21 protein-coding genes are annotated in these 20,485 nt (G+C 69.3%); 9 read left to right on the top strand and 12 right to left on the bottom strand.

Translation table 11 applies throughout. The features are described from left to right. Nucleotides 1-112: 112 nt before the first annotated feature. On the bottom strand, nucleotides 113-892 hold the full coding sequence (locus ACFW48_RS02360) for a GntR family transcriptional regulator (protein ID WP_386309631.1): 780 nt from the start codon (nucleotides 890-892) through the stop codon (nucleotides 113-115). An 18-nt stretch (nucleotides 893-910) separates the two neighbouring features. On the opposite strand from ACFW48_RS02360, the gene ACFW48_RS02355 reads away from it, so the two are divergent. Then, a complete protein-coding gene (locus ACFW48_RS02355; RefSeq protein ID WP_031186072.1) occupies nucleotides 911-1,375 on the top strand; it encodes an NUDIX hydrolase in 465 nt (154 codons plus the stop codon). Nucleotides 1,376-1,698: 323 nt separating this feature from the next. Here the strand turns inward: ACFW48_RS02355 and ACFW48_RS02350 are convergent, their stop codons facing one another. Then, nucleotides 1,699-2,580, bottom strand: coding sequence for a hypothetical protein (locus ACFW48_RS02350; protein WP_386309629.1), 882 nt, complete (start codon nucleotides 2,578-2,580; stop codon nucleotides 1,699-1,701). A 240-nt stretch (nucleotides 2,581-2,820) separates the two neighbouring features. Between ACFW48_RS02350 and ACFW48_RS02345 the strand changes: the two genes are divergently transcribed. The 3 genes from ACFW48_RS02345 to ACFW48_RS02335 all read left to right on the top strand — a co-directional run bounded on the left by ACFW48_RS02345 (nucleotide 2,821) and on the right by ACFW48_RS02335 (nucleotide 4,524). Then, nucleotides 2,821-3,135, top strand: coding sequence for a hypothetical protein (locus tag ACFW48_RS02345; protein WP_386309627.1), 315 nt, complete (start codon nucleotides 2,821-2,823; stop codon nucleotides 3,133-3,135). A 352-nt stretch (nucleotides 3,136-3,487) separates the two neighbouring features. Further along, the gene (locus tag ACFW48_RS02340) at nucleotides 3,488-3,883 is read left to right on the top strand and encodes a hypothetical protein (protein WP_386309626.1); all 396 of its coding nucleotides are present in this window, start codon (nucleotides 3,488-3,490) and stop codon (nucleotides 3,881-3,883) included. Beyond that, entirely contained in the window at nucleotides 3,790-4,524 is a 735-nt protein-coding gene (locus ACFW48_RS02335; RefSeq protein ID WP_386309625.1) for a pentapeptide repeat-containing protein, read from the top strand. The genes ACFW48_RS02340 and ACFW48_RS02335 overlap by 94 nt, the downstream gene beginning before the upstream one ends. Before the next feature lie 245 nt (nucleotides 4,525-4,769). Here ACFW48_RS02335 and ACFW48_RS02330 read toward each other — a convergent pair whose 3' ends face one another. From ACFW48_RS02330 to ACFW48_RS02315, 4 genes are all read right to left on the bottom strand, one after another. Then, nucleotides 4,770-5,078: a hypothetical protein gene (locus tag ACFW48_RS02330; protein ID WP_386309623.1), complete on the bottom strand. Its 309-nt coding sequence runs from the start codon at nucleotides 5,076-5,078 to the stop codon at nucleotides 4,770-4,772. Continuing rightward, nucleotides 5,075-5,806, bottom strand: a complete 732-nt coding sequence (locus tag ACFW48_RS02325; RefSeq protein ID WP_386309621.1) for a GntR family transcriptional regulator — start codon at nucleotides 5,804-5,806, stop codon at nucleotides 5,075-5,077. The genes ACFW48_RS02330 and ACFW48_RS02325 overlap by 4 nt, the downstream gene beginning before the upstream one ends. An 8-nt stretch (nucleotides 5,807-5,814) precedes the next feature. Then, nucleotides 5,815-6,039 (bottom strand): hypothetical protein, encoded by a 225-nt coding sequence (locus ACFW48_RS02320; RefSeq protein ID WP_386309618.1) that lies wholly within the window; start codon nucleotides 6,037-6,039, stop codon nucleotides 5,815-5,817. Between the two features lie 529 nt (nucleotides 6,040-6,568). Next, nucleotides 6,569-6,847 (bottom strand): hypothetical protein, encoded by a 279-nt coding sequence (locus tag ACFW48_RS02315; protein ID WP_386309616.1) that lies wholly within the window; start codon nucleotides 6,845-6,847, stop codon nucleotides 6,569-6,571. A gap of 79 nt (nucleotides 6,848-6,926) precedes the next feature. Between ACFW48_RS02315 and ACFW48_RS02310 the strand changes: the two genes are divergently transcribed. Beyond that, nucleotides 6,927-7,682, top strand: a complete 756-nt coding sequence (locus ACFW48_RS02310; RefSeq protein ID WP_386309614.1) for a GntR family transcriptional regulator — start codon at nucleotides 6,927-6,929, stop codon at nucleotides 7,680-7,682. A 271-nt stretch (nucleotides 7,683-7,953) separates the two neighbouring features. Here ACFW48_RS02310 and ACFW48_RS02305 read toward each other — a convergent pair whose 3' ends face one another. Beyond that, on the bottom strand, nucleotides 7,954-8,469 hold the full coding sequence (locus ACFW48_RS02305; RefSeq protein ID WP_386309611.1) for an HAD domain-containing protein: 516 nt from the start codon (nucleotides 8,467-8,469) through the stop codon (nucleotides 7,954-7,956). A gap of 240 nt (nucleotides 8,470-8,709) precedes the next feature. On the opposite strand from ACFW48_RS02305, the gene ettA reads away from it, so the two are divergent. From ettA to ACFW48_RS02290, 3 genes are read left to right on the top strand one after another with little or no spacing between them, the layout of a single operon-like run. Next, nucleotides 8,710-10,374, top strand: coding sequence for an energy-dependent translational throttle protein EttA (ettA, locus tag ACFW48_RS02300; protein WP_386309608.1), 1,665 nt, complete (start codon nucleotides 8,710-8,712; stop codon nucleotides 10,372-10,374). Nucleotides 10,375-10,376: 2 nt separating this feature from the next. Next, complete coding sequence (locus ACFW48_RS02295) at nucleotides 10,377-10,787, top strand: acyl-CoA thioesterase (RefSeq protein ID WP_386309605.1); 411 nt, start codon at nucleotides 10,377-10,379, stop codon at nucleotides 10,785-10,787. Beyond that, nucleotides 10,784-11,467 (top strand): hypothetical protein, encoded by a 684-nt coding sequence (locus ACFW48_RS02290; protein ID WP_386309603.1) that lies wholly within the window; start codon nucleotides 10,784-10,786, stop codon nucleotides 11,465-11,467. Before ACFW48_RS02295 ends, ACFW48_RS02290 begins: the two co-directional genes overlap by 4 nt. 298 nt (nucleotides 11,468-11,765) lie before the next feature. Here the strand turns inward: ACFW48_RS02290 and ACFW48_RS02285 are convergent, their stop codons facing one another. Beyond that, nucleotides 11,766-12,179, bottom strand: coding sequence for a globin (locus tag ACFW48_RS02285; RefSeq protein WP_337303320.1), 414 nt, complete (start codon nucleotides 12,177-12,179; stop codon nucleotides 11,766-11,768). Nucleotides 12,180-12,235: 56 nt separating this feature from the next. Between ACFW48_RS02285 and ACFW48_RS02280 the strand changes: the two genes are divergently transcribed. Next, nucleotides 12,236-13,210, top strand: coding sequence for a methyltransferase domain-containing protein (locus tag ACFW48_RS02280; RefSeq protein WP_386309600.1), 975 nt, complete (start codon nucleotides 12,236-12,238; stop codon nucleotides 13,208-13,210). A gap of 24 nt (nucleotides 13,211-13,234) precedes the next feature. Here the strand turns inward: ACFW48_RS02280 and ACFW48_RS02275 are convergent, their stop codons facing one another. The 4 genes from ACFW48_RS02275 to ACFW48_RS02260 form a co-directional block, all read right to left on the bottom strand. Next, a complete protein-coding gene (locus ACFW48_RS02275) occupies nucleotides 13,235-14,713 on the bottom strand; it encodes an FHA domain-containing protein (RefSeq protein ID WP_386309598.1) in 1,479 nt (492 codons plus the stop codon). Nucleotides 14,714-14,760: 47 nt separating this feature from the next. Continuing rightward, on the bottom strand, nucleotides 14,761-16,107 hold the full coding sequence (locus ACFW48_RS02270) for a VWA domain-containing protein (RefSeq protein ID WP_386309595.1): 1,347 nt from the start codon (nucleotides 16,105-16,107) through the stop codon (nucleotides 14,761-14,763). 124 nt (nucleotides 16,108-16,231) lie between these two features. Further along, nucleotides 16,232-17,644 (bottom strand): PP2C family serine/threonine-protein phosphatase, encoded by a 1,413-nt coding sequence (locus tag ACFW48_RS02265; RefSeq protein WP_386309594.1) that lies wholly within the window; start codon nucleotides 17,642-17,644, stop codon nucleotides 16,232-16,234. A gap of 3 nt (nucleotides 17,645-17,647) precedes the next feature. Further along, nucleotides 17,648-20,371: a tetratricopeptide repeat protein gene (locus tag ACFW48_RS02260; protein ID WP_386309592.1), complete on the bottom strand. Its 2,724-nt coding sequence runs from the start codon at nucleotides 20,369-20,371 to the stop codon at nucleotides 17,648-17,650. Nucleotides 20,372-20,485: the final 114 nt, after the last annotated feature.

Here is a 20,485-nt window from a genome sequence, read left to right as displayed (position 1 = left end):
ACTCCGTCACTCATGTACATGAGTGACGTGAAGAAGAGTGCACCACTCCTGTACATGAGTCAACCCGCCGCGACATCGAAGTCACGACGGGTTGCGAGAAGTTGAGCGAGCGTCAGTCGGCGGCAGGGATCCGATACTCAAAAACGAACTGGTCAGCAGCCATGAGCGTGTCGCAGACCTCCACCACGACCCCGGCCGTCGTACGAGCCTCCCGGACCAGGTGAACCACCGGCGCACCCGGACTCAACGCCAGCTCGGAAGCTTCCGCCTTGGAGGCCGGCCGCGCTTGCAGCGTCTCGACGAACTCGGCGAACTCGTGTCCGTGGTCTTCGAGTCGGGCGTAGATGCCACCACCGCCGGGATTCTCGGCGAACAGCTCGGGGATGTCCTTGACGACGTCCCACGGGAGGTACGAGGAGGCCGTCTCGACCGGGGTGCCGTTGCGGAAGTAGAGACGCCGCCGGGCAAGCACCTGAGTACCGACGGGGACGCCGAGCCGCTGAGCGGCATTCGCGGGGGCTTCCATGGGCCCGATGTAGAGGACGCTCACCTTGGCGGTGGCGCCGGACTGAGCGGACTCCGCGAGGTAGGCGGCCTTGCCGCCCTGGCGGAGCGAGCGACGGAAGCGGTCGGAGGAACGGTGCCGCACCGGCGGCCGGTCCTTCACGATCGAACCCTTGCCGTGCCGGGTCTCGACGAGCCCGCTCGCCCGCACCTCGACCATGGCCTTACGGATCGTGCCGCCAGACACGCCGTAGCGGTCCACCAGCTCCGATTCACTCGGCACCATGTCACCGGGCTTGAGCACACCCGCCCGGATCTGCCGCACGATCTCGTCCGCGATCTGCACGTACCGAGGCCCGGACCTGCCCCCCTCTACCGCAGTTCCCATAGTCCTTCTCTGCCTCCTATGCTCCTGTACATGAGTCAACCACAGGAAGCAACGTCGACGCCCCTCCACTCCGTATCCGTAGCCGGAGTCGTCGTGCGCGAAGACGGCCGCCTCCTGGCCATCCGCCGAGCCGACAACGGCACCTGGGAACTCCCCGGCGGCGTACTCGAACTCAACGAGACCCCAGAGGCCGGCGTAGCCCGCGAAGTCTGGGAAGAGACCGGCATCCACGTCGAGGTCGACGAACTCACCGGCGTCTACAAGAACACAACCCGAGGCATCGTCGCCCTGGTCTTCCGCTGCAAGCCCTCCGGCGGCACCGAACGCACCTCAAGCGAGTCCACAGCCGTCTCCTGGCTCACACCCGACGAGGTCAGCGACCGCATGGCCGAGGTCTACGCGATCAGACTCCTGGACGCCCTAGACGGGGCTGGCCCCCACGTACGAAGCCACGACGGCAAGCACCTCATCCCAGCGGGATAAGACTTTCCCTACTTCATCAAGGCCCGCGCACGGCGCGGGCGCGCGCCGCCTCTACGGCGCGGCCCGCCTCCTGTCTTCGCCCCGGCTGGCCGCGCCCGGCGGCGCGCTCGGCGGCTGCGGGCATGAAGTGGGGAGACACCCTCTGTGGCTGGGGCGGTCGGCTCCACGGCTTTAGGCAGCCACTTTGGGGCGAGCCTCTAAGATCTTGGCCCCAACGTCGTGCTTTAACGGGCAGGTCCACAGACTGCCCGACTCGCCATCAGCTTACGGGGCCAAGATCACTCGCCCCAAAGCAGCTCCAGCCCAAAGCCGCTCCACCGCCCTTAGTTCTCCCCCTCACCCTCCTCTTCCAAATGAGGCCCAAATGAACTAACGGTTTCGTAGCTCGGGCCCGGAAAATAGAACCTCGGCGCGTGACGGCGAGGGATGATCTTCTGGGGAAGGATCGGCTTAGGGTCAGGCCATACGGTAGCAGCCGTTACGAGGATAATTACGAGCGGAATGAACAAAGCAGCCAAAGGAAGCAGAAGCACCCAAGAATCTTCCCATGCCCCTGTAACCCATCGATAGACCAACGATGTACTAGAGAGAGAACCAAGGAGAAGCAGCAAGGACAGGGTGGCCCCCACTTTCCCGAGAATTCCAGAGCGGGACAGTTCCGTCATGGGGGAGACTCCGGTCGGCATTCCCACGACATCTCCTGTAGCCTCCAGGGAACTGAGCGGAGCTGTAGAGATGATGCGAATCAATCCACCATCCTGGAAATCCAGATAATCGAAGGAGATGTCCGCAGTTACATCACCCTCACTGCTATCACTAGGCGCAGACACCTTAAAATGGATGACATCACGCGTGACACTTTCCAGAGAAAGCGCCAGAATGCGCCCACCTGACATCTTAATCCGCAGAGGGTTTCCCGGGGCAATGTCTTCACGTCGGATCGGCTCGTGCCCCAAATTCACGAGCGAAAGATAGTGAATATACAGTCTACCTACCGATTCACGCCCGCTCGGCGACTCGTGATAAATAGAAACCCCATACTTTTCGAGGCCTTTCTGCGAAATGACGGGGTGACGCGATATTGCAGAATAATATCGAAGGTCTTTTACCTTCTTGGCAGAATCGCGCGCATACTTGACCGCAAGCACTAGGCCGATTAGTGACGCTACGCCGCTGACGATGCCAAACGCCTCAAGGAAACTCACGCAGGCACCCTAGCTCAAGATGCGGACATCGGCTCTGAGTTGGCGTACCTCCTTCGTAGACACGAGCGCCCTCCCGGGCCGTCCTAGGGCCGTGGAAGGGCGCTCAGCGTTGACCAACGTCGACAGCTACCGACAGCTAAGCAGCAGGTCAGGGCGTTGATTAATTAGGCGGCCGCAGGTCACGGCCGTCGGTGATCAGTTGTGGCTGTCCAGATGCCGCTGCAGAGGCATGATCGCTCCATGGACGAGAACGTATGGCCACCGATCACCGAGGTGCTGGCAGAGCTGCGGTCCCTCAGTTGGGCATCGACCACCTACGCCCTGCCTTTGGGAGCTTCCGTCAGAGGCGTAGTCATCGGGCGCCAGCCCTTCGGGGCCTTCGTCCGTGTCGATGGCGTTCCAGACGCCATGGCACTGGTCGAAATCACGACGATGCCGCAAGGCATGGAACTACCCGCGCTCGGGGCCCGCGTCGTTGGTGAAGTCATCGGGCACGCCGAGCACAACCACCAGGTGAGGTTGCGACTTCACGATGGCGAGAGGCGTGCCGAGTGACGAGCCTTGGGCCGTCACTGGGCCGTCCAAGGTCAGCCGACGTCGACCGACATCGACAGAAGCCCACGGCGTCTGAACTGGTCAGAGCCGTGGGCTTCTTCAGGGCCGCTGGTCAGCGGAACCGGTGATCAGTAGACGGGCTACTCCACGATCTCCAGCATGTTGCCCACCCGCGGGCGAGTAGCAGGCTCATGCGACAAACCTCCGACACACTGCGTGTCTCCATACACTTTCATGATCGATCCGAGGAGGGCGAGGGCGTCCCTCGGGAAACCGCTGCCGAAACCTCAACTTCTCCTCTGGCAGCGGCTGTTTACCATTGCATCTGACCAAAGCAGGCCAAGCTACCACCATGAAGCAAAAGTCGAAGAGGATCGCGCTCGCCGTCCTGCTCGCCTTGGCAGCCACCAGCTACGCACTGTTGCTGTGGCGAGGCCCCTGGTGGTTCGACGGCAACCACCTCCGCACTAAAGACCTCCAGCCGGCGGACGGCGTGGTCATCACTGGCTTCCGAACCACTCTTGTGGCCGTCGGTGCCGGAGTTGTGGCCGCACTCGGCTTGTACTACACACACAAGGGCCATAAACAAACCGAGTCATTGTTCCTGCATACCCGGGACAAAGATCGCGAGCTGTATTTTCTTTGGAACGCATCATGCGGGATTTCGAAAAAGATCATGCTTTGGTGGTCCAAGTCCTTGCCGGATTCATTCGGCAGCACGCAAGCGAACCGCTACCGAGCCCCGTAGAGCTTCCAGCCCGGTTTCAGCGCGGCCCGCTAGGCGAGGATGTTCAAGCCGCTCTCACGGTTCTTGGTAGGCGACCGGCAGGGAGGGAAGAATTTGATATCGACCTGCGCCGCGTACACCTCGCAAACGCACACCTATTCCGAGCCAACTTCGCAAAGTTTGACCTACGAGGGGCCGATCTATCTGGTGCGTACTTGCTGGAATCTAATTTGGAGGGAGCCGAATTGGAAGACGCGCAACTCAGTGGTGCATACCTTGTGGGTGCTCAAATGAATGACACTCTACTAGCAAGGGCGGATTTGAGCGAGGCTGACCTCTCCGAAGCTAATTTGTCACGTGCGGTGATGTATGGGGCTACCTTCGTTAGAACTATTCTACAGCGAGCTAATCTTTCCTCCGCAGATCTCGCCCGCTCGGATATGACTGGAGCAACTCTGCACGGTGCAAAGTTGGCGGGTACTTACTTCGTTGAGACGAAGCTCGATCGGACCCACCTTGGTGAGGCCCAAGACTGTACGGCCCGGACATTCCTAAACGCTGACCTGCGTTCTACAACGACTTTGCCTGCTCGACTTGCCGAAGAGCCCGATTTGAAACAGCGCATTCAACACTGCGAGAGTCGCAAGCTGTCGGAAAGTTAGAACTCGGAGTCAAAGAACAATGGCCAAGACGCGAGACGTTCGAACGACGGCCTTGAAAATTCTTTGGGGGCCGCCAAGCAAGTTGCTGAGGTGAGATTGGTTCGTGGTGACGCCGAGAGTTGTCCCGGGACGTTGTCTGGCCTTTTAAGGTCACCCGACACTAACGACTACGGCAGAAGCCCACGGCATCCGAGCTGGTCAGAGCCGTGGGCTTCGTCATTCTCGCCGGTTAGCGGAGCCGGTGATCAAGTAGATGGACCTCGCGGCTCATTCACCGCCAAGAGGTGACCGCGGCTGGTCGCGACGCGGAGGACATCTCGCAGAGCACCGACAAGGTCCTTCGCCAGGTGCCGGAGCTCCTCGGCGGCCACCTCCTGCTCGTTGATGGTTTCGAAGGCTTCCTCCAGGAGTTCGGCTGCCGTGCCGAGTTGGACGGCCTCGACGTTGTCCGCCAGGCGGGACATGTAGCCGCCTCGTTCATCGGTGCTCAGGTAGCAGGGCTTGCCTTCCGGGCCCGACCACGGAAGGAGTCGCAGTTCGGTCGGTGCCGTCATCCCTTGCTCTGCCTTTCGTCGATTACGTGGTGGGTGGTGAACACGGCGTCGACTCGATCCCCCGGGAAGGCCAGAAGCGTGGCTTCGACGACGCGGCCCGTGGAGTCGGTGGCGATGCGAGTGATGGAGAGGACGACTGACGCGATGCCGATCCGGAGGGCCGAGGCTTCGTCCGGCGTCGGGAATCGAGCGCTCACCGTCTCTCGGGCAGCAGTCGGGGGTGGAGCGAGGAAGGCGAACCTTCTGGCTGCCTCTCTGGATGTGGAGGCGTCGTCGAGTGCTTCGGGCGGGACCAGGTCGTGCGGCATGTAGACGCGCGCCAGGCCGTGTGGTGACACACCTTCGCGGCTGAGGCAGGTGAACTCCACGACGGGGCTGCCCGTGGGCACCTTCAACAAGGTCGCCAAGTGCGCTTGTGCCTGAACTGCGGTGCTGCGGATGGTGACGCACAAGTCCGGTTCGGCGGCGGTCCACGGGTCCAGGGTGCCCCAGCCGCCGACGTACATAATCTTGCGGTGAGGGCGGCGGACGAAGTTGCCTTTGCCGTGGATCTTCTCGACGAGGCCTTCCCTCTGGAGCACGGCGAGTGCTCTTCGCAGCGTCACCGTGCTGATCCCGTAGCGGTCGGCGAGGGCAGCCTCGGATGGAAGGCGTTCACTCGGCAGGATGCGGCCGACTGTGATCTGCTGCCGGAGGTCGTCCGCGATGTCGTGGTGGCGTGAGCGCATGGAGCCGGTCACCGCCTTCTCAGCATTCGCACGGCGACGAGCCGGGTACGCGCATGTATGGTCAGCAGCTCGCCCGACTCGAAGACCAGTTGCTTCGCTCCCTGAGGGAGCTGGAAAAGGTCTCTCACCCGGACGACACGGCCGCCGAGTTGGATGATGTCGCCGCGCTGCACGGTGGTCGCGGTGACCTCGATGTTGGAGACCAGCGCGCCGCCGGGGGTATACGCCGTCACCGCGTCACCCCCAAGGACGCGGACGGGTCAACGCCCGAGTGGCACGGGCAGTCGCACGCCTCGCAGATCACCGGGATGTCGGACGGGGCCGGCGTCGGGGAAGCGTCGGCGCAGACGTGGTGCGTGCCGATCCGGCATGCAGTCGAGCGGTAGGGGGCGGACGCTGCGTCTGCGATGTGCGGCTGTTGACGATGTGGCATCAGTAAGCCCCTGTCAGCGCTGACCAGGCGTCCGCCGAGAGGTGAGGGGCGATGACCATCGCGCGTGTCCGGACGCGTCCTTCCATCGCCAGGACGTACGGGCGGACCAGGGCCACGTCCTCTCCTCTGAGCAGGTTTCGGTGAGATGCCGCGTCGTCGGCTGTACGGCCCGAGACGGGGGTCGACGTGGCATCGGGCCTACGAGAGACGGGAAGAGGCGGAGGAGGAAAGGCGGGCACTAACGGCCGGCGGCGCCTGCCCCTTGGAGAGTTGCGCACCCTAGTGAGAGAGAAGGCGCGGCGGATACGGTTGAGCACGCTGTTCAGCTCCTATCGCTGATGGCTCGGTCCCCCGACATCGCCCGTCGTGGGGGCCGCTTTGTGTACGACCGCCCATAAGGTGCGGCCGTTCAAGCTGGTGGCGAGGAGCCCGAATTGGTCGGCCTCAGCCACCACGTCTAGGACCTCCCGCCATGACTCGGCGGAGAGCGTGTCCGGCACCTCCGCTTCCACCGATGTGTGCTGGTGCTGTTCCTCCACCCGCGTGGAAAGCCCGAGGGCGGACAGCCGGGCGGCGATGGCCGCCGCTCTAACTCCCGAAGCGGGCACAGGGCAGCCTCCGTCATCCAGCGATCACTTTAAGTAAAGCTGGTTAACTAGATTAGAGCTAGTGGACTAGATTTTCCATATGCCTGAGCAGCCGCCCTATCTCCGCGTCGCCGACGAACTCCGGCGGCGGATCGCGGAGCACCTGTGGGAGCCGGGAGACCGTCTGCCCTCTCGCACGCAGATCGGCCAGGAGTGCGGCGTCGGCGAGAATGTGGTCCGTCGGGCGCAAGAGCTGCTGATTTCCCAAGGCGTGCTGGAGGGGCGCGCCGGGTCGGGTACCTACGTCGCCGAGCCCCGGCAGCGAGTGCGCGTGGTGCGGTCCTCGGCGCGCGAGCAGCCGAGCGGATCGCCATTCCGGGCCGACATGAAGGCCGTGGGTAGGCAAGGGGACTGGGAGAGTCGGACGGACGCCAAGGTGCCGGCCCCCGCAGACATCGCGGCGCGACTCGGGATCGACGAGGGTGAACTGTGTGTGCGGACCGCGTACGAGTTCCTGGCGGACGGCAGGCCGGTGCAGCTGTCGACGAGTTGGGAGCCGTACGAACTCACCGCCGGCACTCTCGTCGTTCTTCCCGAGGGCGGGCCGCATGCTGGAGCGGGCGTCGTGAACCGTATGGCCGCGATCGGCATCACCGTCAGCCATGCCGTGGAGCAGCCAGAGCCGAGGCAGGCGACTGCTGAGGAGGCGTCGCTACTCGGCATCCAGAAAGCTGCCCTTGTCACGCACATTCGGCGGACGTACTACAGCGACGACGGTAGGTGCGTGGAGACAGCGGACATCGTGGTCCCTGCGGCTCACTGCGAGATCGTCTATGAGATCCCGATCAACCGATAGCCGTGCCTAGGGTTCGCCATATGGCCGACGATGCTCCGCCCTGTCCCGAGTGCAGGCAGCCCTTGAAGTCGGGCGGCCTTGTGCTGGCCAAGAGAGACGACGACGGCCGGAGGGTTTGCCGATCTCTATGGCGGTGCGCTGATCGGCATACTTGGTGGCGGTGGGCGGACCGGCCGGAGGAGCCACTGGAGGTCTGCCCAGTTCCGCAGGTGTTCCGTTGACATCCGGCCCTAGCGTCAGCGGACCCGGACCTCGAAGCCCTGAGATGTGCTCAACTCGGCGCGACGGCATCGAGCCATCTGGCGAGCGCGGAGAAGTCGGCGCCATTGAGGCCCTTGTTCGGCTCGACCTGGTGCAGGAGCGAAGGCCCGGGGTGGCTGGCGTCGACCCAGAGGCGGTCCATCGCGTTGATCTCGTCGTCGACCCATATGAAGGGTCGGCCGGCGGCCCACTCGACCATGGGGCGAGTCTTCCAGTGGAGTCCCCGCGGCGTTCCTCCTGCGTCGGCGTCCGGCCACTCCAGCACCGGCAGCCTCGGCAGGCCGATGCGCGGGGCGACTACTTCGTTCGCCTCTTCCATCCAAGTCGTTGCCCATACGAGCTGGCAGCCCAAGGCAATGAGGCGTGCCCCGATCCCGGGGTCGAGTCGGGCCAGCAGCGGGTTCCCCTGATCGACGGTCGTCGAGGAGGCGGCAGCGACGTCCTTCTGGCTGGCCGAAGACCCGAACGGGATCAGTGGGCCGTCCACGTCCAGGAAGAGGAGAGGGCGCTCCGATGAGCTGGTCACGGCAGCACCGTAGCCCCGCGCGGCGGGGGAGCGGCACCCTCGGGCTGGGCCGTCCCTGGGCCGTGCGAGGGTCCCCGAGGCCGACCGGCGACGACCGACAGTGACAGGTGGAGCCAAGACGCCATCCAGGAAACCCCAGGTCAGAGCCCCCGCAGGGAACGCGTTTCCTCCCAGGGGTGGCGGTGCGGCAAGATGGGGTGTATCTGCCCACTGCCTGATCAAGCTGCCGGACGGTTTCTCTTGGCTGAGTACATTTACACCATGCGCAAGGCGCGCAAGGCGCACGGCGACAAGGTGATCCTCGATGACGTCACCCTGAGCTTCCTGCCCGGCGCGAAGATCGGTGTGGTCGGACCGAACGGCGCCGGTAAGTCGACCGTTCTGAAGATCATGGCGGGGCTGGAGCAGCCGTCGAACGGCGACGCGTTCCTGTCACCGGGCTACACGGTCGGCATCCTGCTCCAGGAGCCCCCGCTGAACGAGGAGAAGACCGTCCTGGAGAACGTCCAGGAGGGCGTCTCCGAGGTCAAGGGCAAGCTCGACCGGTTCAACGAGATCGCCGAGCAGATGGCGACCGACTACTCGGACGCCCTGCTGGAGGAGATGGGCAAGCTCCAGGAGGAGCTGGACCACGCCAACGCCTGGGATCTGGATGCCCAGCTGGAGCAGGCCATGGACGCGCTGGGCTGCCCGCCCGGTGACTGGCCCGTCGTGAACCTCTCCGGTGGTGAGAAGCGGCGTGTGGCGCTGTGCAAGCTGCTGCTGGAGGCGCCCGACCTGCTGCTGCTCGACGAGCCCACCAACCACCTCGACGCCGAGTCGGTGAACTGGCTGGAGCAGCACCTCGCCAAGTACGAGGGCACCGTCGTGGCCGTGACCCACGACCGGTACTTCCTGGACAACGTCGCCGGGTGGATCTGCGAGGTCGACCGCGGCCGGCTGCACGGCTACGAGGGCAACTACTCCAAGTACCTGGAGACCAAGCAGACCCGCCTCAAGGTCGAGGGCCAGAAGGACGCCAAGCGGGCGAAGCGGCTCAAGGACGAGCTGGAGTGGGTGCGGTCGAACGCCAAGGGGCGGCAGGCCAAGTCCAAGGCGCGTCTCGCTCGGTACGAGGAGATGGCGGCCGAGGCCGACAAGATGCGGAAGCTGGACTTCGAGGAGATCCAGATCCCGCCGGGCCCGCGCCTGGGCAACGTCGTCGTCGAGGTCAACAACCTCACCAAGGGCTTCGGGGACAAGGTCCTCATCGACGACCTGAGCTTCACGCTGCCGCGCAACGGCATCGTCGGTGTCATCGGCCCCAACGGCGCCGGCAAGACCACCCTCTTCAAGATGATCCAGGGCTTCGAGGAGCCGGACTCCGGTTCCATCAAGGTCGGCGACACGGTCAAGATCTCGTACGTCGACCAGAGCCGCGAGAACATCGACCCGAAGAAGACGCTCTGGGCGGTCGTCTCCGACGAGATGGACTACATCAACGTCGGCCAGGTCGAGATGCCCTCGCGGGCGTACGTGTCCGCCTTCGGCTTCAAGGGACCGGACCAGCAGAAGCCGGCCGGCGTGCTCTCCGGCGGTGAGCGCAACCGGCTCAACCTCGCGCTCACCCTCAAGCAGGGCGGCAACCTGCTCCTCCTCGACGAGCCGACCAACGACCTCGACGTCGAGACCCTCGGCAGCCTCGAGAACGCCCTGCTGGAGTTCCCCGGGTGCGCCGTGGTCGTCTCCCACGACCGGTGGTTCCTGGACCGCGTCGCCACCCACATCCTCGCCTACGAGGGTGACTCCAAGTGGTTCTGGTTCGAGGGCAACTTCGACTCGTACGAGAAGAACAAGGTCGAGCGGCTCGGCGCCGACGCCGCGCGTCCGCACCGCGCCACCTACAAGAAGCTGACCCGGGGCTGATCTTGCGGCACATCTACCGCTGCCCACTGCGCTGGGCGGACATGGACGCGTACGGCCACGTCAACAACGTGGTCTTCCTCCGCTACCTGGAGGAGGCCCGTATCGACTTCCTGTTCCGCCCGGAGAAGGACTTCAAGCAGGGGTCCGTGGTGGCACGCCATGAGATCGACTACAAGCGGCAGCTCGTCCACCGGCACCACCCGGTCGACATCGAGCTGTGGGTCACGGAGATAAGGGCCGCCTCCTTCACGCTCACCTACGAGGTCAAGGACGGCGACCAGGTCTATGTCCGCGCCTCGACGGTGATCGTGCCGTTCGACTTCGAGACGCAGATGCCGCGCCGGATCACCGCGGAGGAACGGGAGTTCCTCCAGGAGTACACGGACGACAAGGAGGAGGCCGTCGCCGCATGACGGTCCTTCATCTGGCCGACGAGGGGGAGGCCGCGGATCTCGCCGCCTTCCTCTCCCGCCTGCTCCACTACGACCGTTCGGCGGCGGTGCGCCTGCAGGCGGCCGGCACCGCCCTCGCCGTCTTCGGCCGGCCGCCCTCCTTCGAGGTCCTGGCCGTGCGCGCGGTGCGGCTGGCCAAGCCGTACGAGAACGGGCTCGACTTCACGCTGGACGTGACCGTGTCCGCCGGTGAGCTGCTGGAGACGGTGGACGAGCCGGCGGCCACCGCCGGTGTGCCGGGAGCGGTGACCGGGCCTCCGTGGGCCGGGGTGCTGCCCCCGCGCGGCGGCTGGCGGCCCGAGTCGGGGCTGCCCGCCCCGGACGCCCTGCGCGCGCTGGTCGCCGCGGCGGTGGCGGAGTTCCGCTCCCGCACGGGCGAGTTGCCGCCCGAGGGCCGTACGCGGGCCGAGCTGGACCGGATCGGGCGGGAGATATGGTCCCGGACGGTCGGAGACACCGGGCTGCCGGTCCGGGCCGTGCACGCGGCCCAGTCACTGGGGTTCCTGCGGCCCCCGGGGGCGTCCGGTGAGGACGCGCCGCAGCTGTTCTCCTCGGGCGCGTGGCTGCGGCTGCGCACGCCCTTCGGGTCGGTCGCCCTGCGCCGGGCGGGGACCGGGGCGCTGGGCATCAGCGTGCGCTGACCCCGTCGCCGCTCGTCCGTCGTCGCTCATCCGTCGCCGCTCGTCCGTCGTCGCTCCGGCCCGCTCAGTCCGAGCAGGGCGGCGGCGAGCAGCAGGCGGTGCGCCCGCGCGCGCAGCAGCACGAACCCCGCGAGTCCCCGAACACCGCCACCCGGCTCCCGGCACCGTTGTCCAGACCCTCGGGTGATGCTGTCAGAGGCCGTGGGACGGAAGTAAGCGCGCGCCCGGGAACCGGACTGACCGGATCGTGACCGGATTCCGGCGCCGGACGACCGGATTCCGACGCCGATTCACGGGGTCAGTCAGCAGTGTTGATCATCGAGGCCGCCGCGTACGTCAGGTACTTCCACAGCGTCTGCTCGTGCTCCTCGGAGAGCCCCAGCTCGTCGACGGCGACTCGCATGTGCTTCAGCCAGGCGTCGTGCGCCGCCCGGTCGACGGCGAAGGGGGCGTGACGCATCCGCAGCCGCGGGTGGCCGCGGTTGTCGCTGTACGTCGTCGGGCCGCCCCAGTACTGCATCAGGAAGAGCGCGAAACGCTCCTCGGCCGGGCCCAGGTCCTCCTCCGGGTACATGGGCCGCAGGATCGGGTCCTCGGCGACCCCCTGGTAGAAACGGTGGACGAGCCGGCGGAAGGTCTCCTCCCCGCCGACCTGCTCGTAGAAGGTCTGCTCCTGAAGCGTGCCGCGCCGAATCTCATTCACGTCGTCCATGGTCTCAGACGCGGGGACATAGGACTCGAGGCTTAGGACCCCCGTACTGTGGAGGCATGGGCGGGCACCGGGATCTGGACGGCCTCGCCGCCTCCGCGCGGGCGGAGCTGGTGCGGGAGATCGAGCTGAGCGGCGCCTGGGCGGCCGAGCCGGTGTGGCGGGAGGTCTTCGCCGCGGTCCCGCGCCACCTCTTCGTCCCGTACTACTACGTCGGCGTCCTGGGCGGTTACGAACGCCGGTGGGGCGAGCACCCCGACCGGCACGCCCGCGAGCGCTGGGTGCACGGCGCCTACGCCGACACCCCGCTGGCCACCCGGCTGCGCGACGGCGAACTGCTCTCCTCCAGCAGCCAGCCGTCGCTGATGGCGTTGATGCTGGTGGAGCTGGGCGTGAGAGACGGCGACCGGGTCCTGGAGATCGGCGCGGGCACCGGTTACAACGCCGCCCTGCTCGCCCACCGGCTCGGCGACGACGACCTGGTCACCACCGTCGACCTGGACGCCGACATCACCGAGTCGGCCCGTCGGCACCTGGCCGCCGCCGGGTACCACCCGGCCGTCGTCACCGGCGACGGCGCCCGCGGGGTGCCCGAACGCGCCCCCTACGACCGGATCCTCGCCACCTGCGCGCTGCCCTCGATCCCGCGCGCCTGGCTCGCCCAGTGCCGCCCCGGCGGCCGGATCCTGACCCCGCTCGCCACCGGCCTGGTCGTTCTCACGGTCCGCGACGCCGGGCACGCCGAGGGGCGCTTCCTGCACACGCCCGCGTACTTCGTGCCGCTGCGCGGCGCGGACCGGTCGGAGCCGGAGACGCCGGGCCTCGGCGGGGTGCCGCGCCGGGCCCGGGAGGACGACCTGTTCCGCTTCCTGCTGGCGCTCGGCCGGGGCAGCCTCGACCCGCAGGAGGCGTACGCCCTGTGGGACCGCGAGGACGCGCCGCAGCGCGAGCGCTACGGGATCACCGTCAGCGGCGAACGGGCCTGGGCGTGGCTGGACGACCCGGAGGGCCCGTACGCCTGGCCCTTCACCTGACGGGTACGGCGGGGCCCTGTCCCGTCAGCCCCGGCGGATCGTGATCGTCGTCCAGGCGCCGACGTGCACCCGGTCGCCGTCCTGGAGCGGCACCGGCACGAAGGGCTGGATCGGCTCGTCGCCGCCGTTGACCGTCGTGCCGTTCGTCGAGTTCTGGTCGACGACCGCCCAGCTGCCGTCCGGCTGCTGCACCAGCACCGCGTGCTGGTGCGAGACGCCGGGGTCCTCCGGCGGCACCGCCAGGTCGATGTCCGGGGTGTCGCCGGTGGAGTGCCGGCGACGGCCGATGGTGAACTGGTTGCCGGTGAGCGTGCGCTGCTGTTCGGGCGAGTACGCGGGCAGGTTCAGGCCCGCGGCCTCGGGGCCGGAACGCTGCATCATCGCCATGAAGTAATCGCGGTCCGGCCCGATGGTCGCCGTCCAGGTCGTCGGCTGCTGGGGCTGCTGCGGCCGCTGGGGCTGCTGCGGGAACCCGTAGCCGCCGCCCGGCGGGGGCGGCGGGGCCTGGGTGGCGCCGGGCTGCGGGTAGCCGTAGCCGCCGCCCTGGGCCGGGCTCGGGCCTCCCGGTCCGCCCGGTCCTCCCTGTCCGGTGGACGACGGCGGGGAGAGCACCCAGTCGTCGTCACCGCCGCCGAAGGACGGGCTGCCCTGCTGCGGGCGGTTGGTCTCCTGCGGGAAGGCGGGCGGGGCCGGCGGACCGGACTGCTGGTAGGACTGCGGGGCGCCCCCGGGCCCACCGGGGCCGGGCGGCGGCGGAACCGGCCGCGACGGGTCGGCGCCGAAACCGGGCGGGGGCGGCGGACCGCCGGGGCCGCCCGGGCCGCCGGGACGATGCGGGCCGCCGGGGCCACCAGGGCCACCGGGGTTGAAGGGGCCGGAGGGGCCGTTCGGACCACCGGGGCCACTACCCGGACCGCCTGGACCGCCGGGGCCACCGCCTGGACCGCCGGGGCCACTGCCCGGACCGCCGGGGCCGCTGCCCGGTCCGCCCGGTCCGCCGGGGCCGCTGCCCGGACCACCGGGGCCACCGCCCGGACCACCCGGCCCCGACGGGTCGCCGCCGAAGGGCGGCCCCGGCGGGATGGGCTCGGCGGGGCGGTTCATCTGGGACGGGCGGGAGCCCTGGTAGTCGTACGAGTCACCGCCGCCGTACGACGGCCCCGCCGGCGGCTGCTGGAAGTGCGGCGCCGGACCACCGGGCGCCGGCGGGCGCGGCGCGGCCGGGGTGTACGAGGTGGCGGTGTTGGTGAGGAAGTTCCACCGGCACTCCTCGCAGAACGGTGCCCCGCCCTCACGCGGCGTGCGGCACTGCGGGCACAGTTGCGGCTCGGCGCCGGGGCCACCGGGGCCACCGGGACCGCCGCCACCGGGCGGTGGGAAGCCGTAGCCGCCGCCCGGGGGCGGAGGCGGGGGAGGGGGCGGCACGGCACCGGCCATGCGGTGACCGCAGACCTCGCACCAGTCGTCGGAACCCGACTGGTGTCCGTTCGGGCAGGTCGGCATGTCGGAGCTTCCCCCTCTTGCGGGCTTGTGGAGTGTGTTGTCCTGCGTCACTTCTTTACACGAACAGTCTTTGTCGACCGAGTCTCGAGAGTCATCTCGTCGGCCTCCTCGACCTTCGCTTTCAGTCGCACAGTACCTTCCGCCGCGTCGACGACGTCCACCACCTTCGCGAGCAGTTTCGCGGTATCCGCGTTTCCGGAGGCTCCGGCGAGCTGAACCGCACGGCCCAGTTTGGCCGTTGCTCCGTCGAAGTCTCCCGCTTTGCGCAGATCGAGCCCCTGTTGGATGACCTGTGCCAGTTCGGCCTGCCCGGTGTAGTGGGCCACTTGCGGGTTGATCGACGTGGAGGCGGCCATGTCGTCCGTCCACACGGCCCGCACGAGACCCTGCGCGCCGAGGTTCTGGACGCTGCCGTCGGGCTCCGGGATGACCAGGCAGACGCGGGCGGCCAGCATCTCCTGGCCGAGGTTCGCGGCCGGTACCTCCACGCAGACGTGGTAGTCACGGGACTCGTCGCCCCAGGAACCGGTGGGGTAGTCCCCGGCGCGCGGGCCCGCCTCGGTGCGGCGGCCGGTCAGCTCCTCGACCGTGGGGGCGACCTGCTTGACGAACTTCACCGTGGTGCCGACCGGGGTCCACAGACGCAGGGCGACGTCCGCGACCTCCTTGCCCATGGCCGTCTCCATCATCCGCGTGAAGTCGGCGGCGAGGCCGGTCGGGTCGGCGACGATGTCGGCGGTGCCGAGCATGGCCGAGGCGATGCCTGTGACTTCTTTCACTTCCCAGTCGGTGCCCACGCCGCGGGCGTCACAGGTGAAGCGCCCGGCGCAGGCGTCGAGCGCCGCCTTGAGCTCCTCCGGCGACTCGTGCTCGTTGCGGCCGTCGGTGAGCAGGATGCCGTGCCGGATGGCGACGTCCGCCGACGACAGCAGCCGGTCGGCCAGCCGGAGCCAGGTGCCGATGGCGGTGCCGCCGCCCGCGCTCAGTTTGCGCAGCGCCTGCTTGGCCTGCTCCCGGGTGGCGGCGCCGGCGACCGCGAGCCGGCCGCCGCCCGGGTAGACCTCCTTGGCGACGTGCGTGCCGCCGACCACGGCGAAGTGCACGCCGTCGCGCAGGGTGTCGATCGCGGCGGCCGTCGCGTCGCGGGCGTTGCGCATCTTGGTGGGCGGGTAGTCCATCGAGCCCGAGCAGTCGACCAGCACCGCCACGGCCGCGGACGGACCCTGGCCCGGCGAGTACAGGTGGGGCGCGGCGACCGCGCTCCCGATCGTGCCGCCGCCGGTCGCGGTGACCGTCACGATGGCGTTGACCTCACGGCCGCCCTCCGGCAGGTACTCGTTCTGGTAGACGTCCACCGAGAACTGCGGCACGTTCGACTTCGAGAAATTGGCCATGCCGGATCGCATCCCCCTCTACGTCCCCACGGTGGTGGGGTGTTTGGCTGCCGGCGCGGGCCGCCCCCTGCGGCCCGCGAGACCACCCCGCGCCCGTACCCGTACCTGTACCGCGCGGCGGGTCTCAGGCCGATCCTGCCCCCTGCGGCGGGGCCGGGAACGGCAGGAGGGCCACTGTTACGTTGTCGTGGCCCCCGCCGTCCAGGGCGTGACCGACCAGGACGCGGGCGCTGTGCAGCGGGCGCGCGGCGGCGTCGAGGGGCATGGCCTCGGCCATCTCCTCGGCGGACTCGGCGTAGTTCCACAGGCCGTCCGTGCAGACCACGACCACGCCCGGGCGGTCCGGCTTGAAGGACGCGGTGTGCGGCTCCAGTTCGTACGCGTCGGCGCCGAGCCAGCCGGTGATCGCGTGGGCGCGCTCGTCGGCGTACGCCTCGGCCTCGCTCATCAGGCCGGCCGCGACCATCTGCGCGGCCCACGAGTCGTCCTCGGTGAGCCGGGCGGGCGGGGTGCTCCGGTCGACCGGCACCCAGTAGACGCGGCTGTCGCCGACCCAGCCGACGACCAGCAGGCCCGAGGCCACCACGGCGCCGACCAGGGTGCAGGCGGGCGCGTTCTGGTGCGGGGCCTGCTCGCGGGCGGTGGCGGGTTCGTCCGCCAGCGCGTTGACGGCGTGCGAGGCGGCGAGGATGGCGTCGTGCATGGCCTGCTGCGGATGCGTGCCCCGCGGCAGGGCGGTGAGCAGCGACTCGCCGGCCGCCCGGGACGCGGCGAGCGAGGCGTCGTCGGGACGGGTCGCGGAGGACACGCCGTCGCAGACGATCGCCACGGTCGCGGGCGCGCCGTCGGGCAGCGCGGTGCAGCCGACGGAGAACGCGTCCTCGTTGCGGTGATGGCGCAGACCGCGGTCGCTGACCGCGGCGACGGGGCCCGACTCCTGCTCCATGTGGTCGCGTTCGCGGGGCTGGGCGTGTCCGCAGTTCTCGCAGTAGCCGTCGTCGTCGACCCGGCCCGCGCGGCAGGCCACGCACGCCTTGTCGCCGGCGGCCGGTGCCGGTGCCGCCGGTCCGGCGGGGGCCTGCGGCTCGGTCGCCAGTCGCGGGTCGGGCGCCTGAAGCGGGTACTCCTCGGGCTCCCGCGGCCGGTCGGGACGGTCGAACCGCACGCCGGGCGCGGGTGACTCCGGCGGCGCCGGCGGCATCGGCGGTGCGGCGGGTGGGCTCGGCGGTGCGGTCGGTGCGGCCGGTGGCAGCGGGGAGCCGCCCGAGTCGGTGCCCGGCACCTCGGCCGCCGCGTGCACCGGGGCGGGCCGGCCGGAGCCGTCCGAGTCCCGGGCCACGGGCCAGTCCACGCCGTCCGGCGGCGAGGACGGTGCGGGCACCGAGCCGTTCATGGCGATCGTCGGGCTGTCGTCGGGCCGCGCGGGCACTGCGGACAGGTCGTATCCGCACGCACCGCAGAAGCGGTCGCCCGACTCGAGGGGTTCCTCGCAGCTCGGGCACTTCGACACAGCGGCCTGCTGGGGCATCTGCGACATCAACTACACCCACGTCCGGGGGCGGTAACGATTGGCACGTTCCACCAGGTCGATCCTCTCCTCGCCGCCCCGCGCCAGCCGAGCCAGCGTGCGGTACGAACGCTCCAGGCCGAAGCGCAGGCCGCGTTCGTCCAGGCCGCTGCCGAGCAGCGTCCGTCCCCCGGCGGCGGGTGGGACGGAACCCCGTCCTCCGGAGAGTACCCAGTCCAGCGCGCAGCCGAGGACCTCGGCCGACAGTTGCTCGCGCCGCGCCGGATCCAGACCGTACACGTCCAGGGCCTCGACCTGCCGCGCGGCGGCGACCAGATCGTCCAGGAAGGCCACGTCGCCCGCGCCCGCCGTGCGCTGCCGCAGCCGTGCCCGCACGGCCGCGACGCGCGCGGCCGTGCAGTGTATGGACGACTCCGGCACCGACTCCAGCGTCCGTACGGCACCGGCCCGTTCGCCGCCGGCGAGCTGCACCCGGGCCAGCCCGAACGCCGCGCTCACATGGCTCGGGTCGGACGACCACACCAGGCGGTAGTACTCGGCGGCGTTGTCGAGCTGCCCCAGCACCTCCGCGCACAGGCCGAGCGCCAGCTTGGGCGCGATCTCGCCCGGGAAGGCGTCATAGATCGCGTCGAAGGCCAGCGCGGCGACCTCGTGGTCCCCGGTCACCAGCGCGGCCAGTCCCCGGTACCAGACCACCCGCCAGTCGTCGGGCCGCTCGGCCTCCAGGGTCTCCAGCGCCGCCAGCGCGCCGGGCGCGTCGCCGCTCTCCAGCCGCGCCCGGATCTGCCGCAGCCGGGTCTCGGTCGACGGCGCCGGCGCGGCGGCCAGCGCGGTCAGCAGCTCACCCGGTGCGGACGCCATGAGGCCCGCCAGGAAACCCGCGTTGGGGTCGCCCGCGTCGACCCGGGGCACCGGTAGGGCGAGGGCGGCGGCGGGCGCGTCGGCCGACCTGACCAGGTCCGAGGCACCGGCGTCGAGCCCGCCGACCACGCTCACGGCGCCCGGCAGCGCGGCGCTCGCGCCCGCTCCGACGGCCGGTCCGACACTCGTGCCCGTCCCGCCGGCCGCCCCGCCCGGCGCTCCGACCGCCGTGCCCGTCCCGCCCGGCGCCCCGACCGCCGCGCTCGTCCCGCCCGGCAGCGCGGGGCCGTTGCCCGTGGCGCCCGGCCGCAGCGCCGGTGCCGAGGCGGGGCCGCGCCTTCTCGTGCCGGTCGCCCGGGCCCCCAGGCGGGACACGTCGCCGTCCAGCCGCGGGAACAACTCCGTGTCCGTCACCCTGACTTCCGGCCCGAACAGCGTGGACACGGCGGGCCGGGCGCGGCCCGTCTGGAGCGAGACCACCTCGCGCAGCACGCCCGTCAGCTGCTCCGCCATCTCCTGCGCGGAGGCGAACCGGCGGGCCGGATCGGGGTCGGTGGCGCGCACCAGCAGCCGGTAGAACGACTCGTACCGCCTGAAGACGTCGATGGTGTCCGGGTCCGGCAGGGAGTCGGCGTAGACGTTGGTGTAGCCCTGGAAGTCGAACGTCAGCACGGCGAGGGTGCGGCCGACGGTGTACAGGTCGGACGCCACCGACGGGCCGACGTCGGCGACCTCCGGCGCCTGGTAGCCCACCGTGCCGTAGATCGCCGACTCCTCGTCGTCCGTCCGGCGCACCGCGCCCATGTCGATCAGCTTGAGCTGGTCCTCGGTCTGGATGGCGTTGTCGACCTTGAAGTCGCAGTAGAGCAGGTTGCGGCTGTGCAGATGGCCCAGCGCCTCCAGCGCCTCGATGCCGTACGCGCAGGCCTGCTCGACCGGCAGTGGGTCGCGTCTGCCCTCGGGGGAGCGCCGCGCGTTGGCGATCTCCTTCAGTGACTTGCCGCCGACGTACTCCATGACGATGTAGCCGTCCAGCGAACCCGTCCGCTGGTCGAGGTGCTCGACGAAGTTGTAGATCCGCACGATGTTGGCGTGCTCGATCTCGGCGAGGAACCGGCGCTCGGAGATGGCCGCCGCCATCGCGTCCTGGTCGCCGGTGTCCAGCAGGCCCTTGAGGACCACCCAGCGGTCGGAGACCGCCTTGTCCACGGCGAGGTAGATCCAGCCGAGCCCGCCGTGCGCGAGGCAGCCCACCACCTCGTACTGGCCGTGCACGACGTCGCCGGCCTTCAGCTTGGGCACGAACGAGTACGGGTGGCCGCACTTGGTGCAGAAGCCCTCCGTGCGCCCGGGCCGCTCCCCGCGCGCCCGCCCGACCTGCGCCCCGCAGTCCGAGCGCGAGCAGAATCGCTTCCGCTCGGGGACCTCCGGGTTGTCCAGGACCATCGCGCGCGGGTCGGGCCGCGGGATCGCCGGGACCTCGACCAGGCCGGCGCCGAGGCGTCCGCGCGCGGAGGAACCGGCGGGGGAACCCGAGCTGCGCACCGACACCGACCGGCCCGTGGACCGTCCCGACACCGACCGCGAGAGCCGTCCCGACACAGAGCGCCGAGACCTCGACGAGCGCGACGACTGCGACGACGTGCGCGAACTGCGGCTGCCGGACCGCGAACTGCCGCTGCCCGCCGAGCCGCGTGATCCGCGCGAGCCCCGGCCGCCGCCACCGGTGACCCCGGTCGGCGTCGAGCCCACCATGCCGTTGGAGGCGACGACCGGCGCGAGACCGCACGTGTCGCAGTACAGCTCGCCGCCGCCCATGTCCTCGTAGGTCCCGCCGCAGCCGGGACGCTGGCACGTCCGCCCTGCCTCACTCATGACGCTGCCTCCCCCTGGGTAGTGTCGTTCGGATCTTGCCGGGGTCGCGGGGTCTGGTACGCGCGTCTGCGGCGTTGTCGTCGGTTGCAGGGCCCCGTTGCCTGGAGCCGGCCT

Source organism: Streptomyces sp. NPDC058812, assembly GCF_042744565.1.
In the GTDB taxonomy this organism is placed as follows: Bacteria; Actinomycetota; Actinomycetes; order Streptomycetales; family Streptomycetaceae; genus Streptomyces; species Streptomyces thinghirensis.
This window is presented reverse-complemented; position numbering and strand designations above follow the sequence as displayed.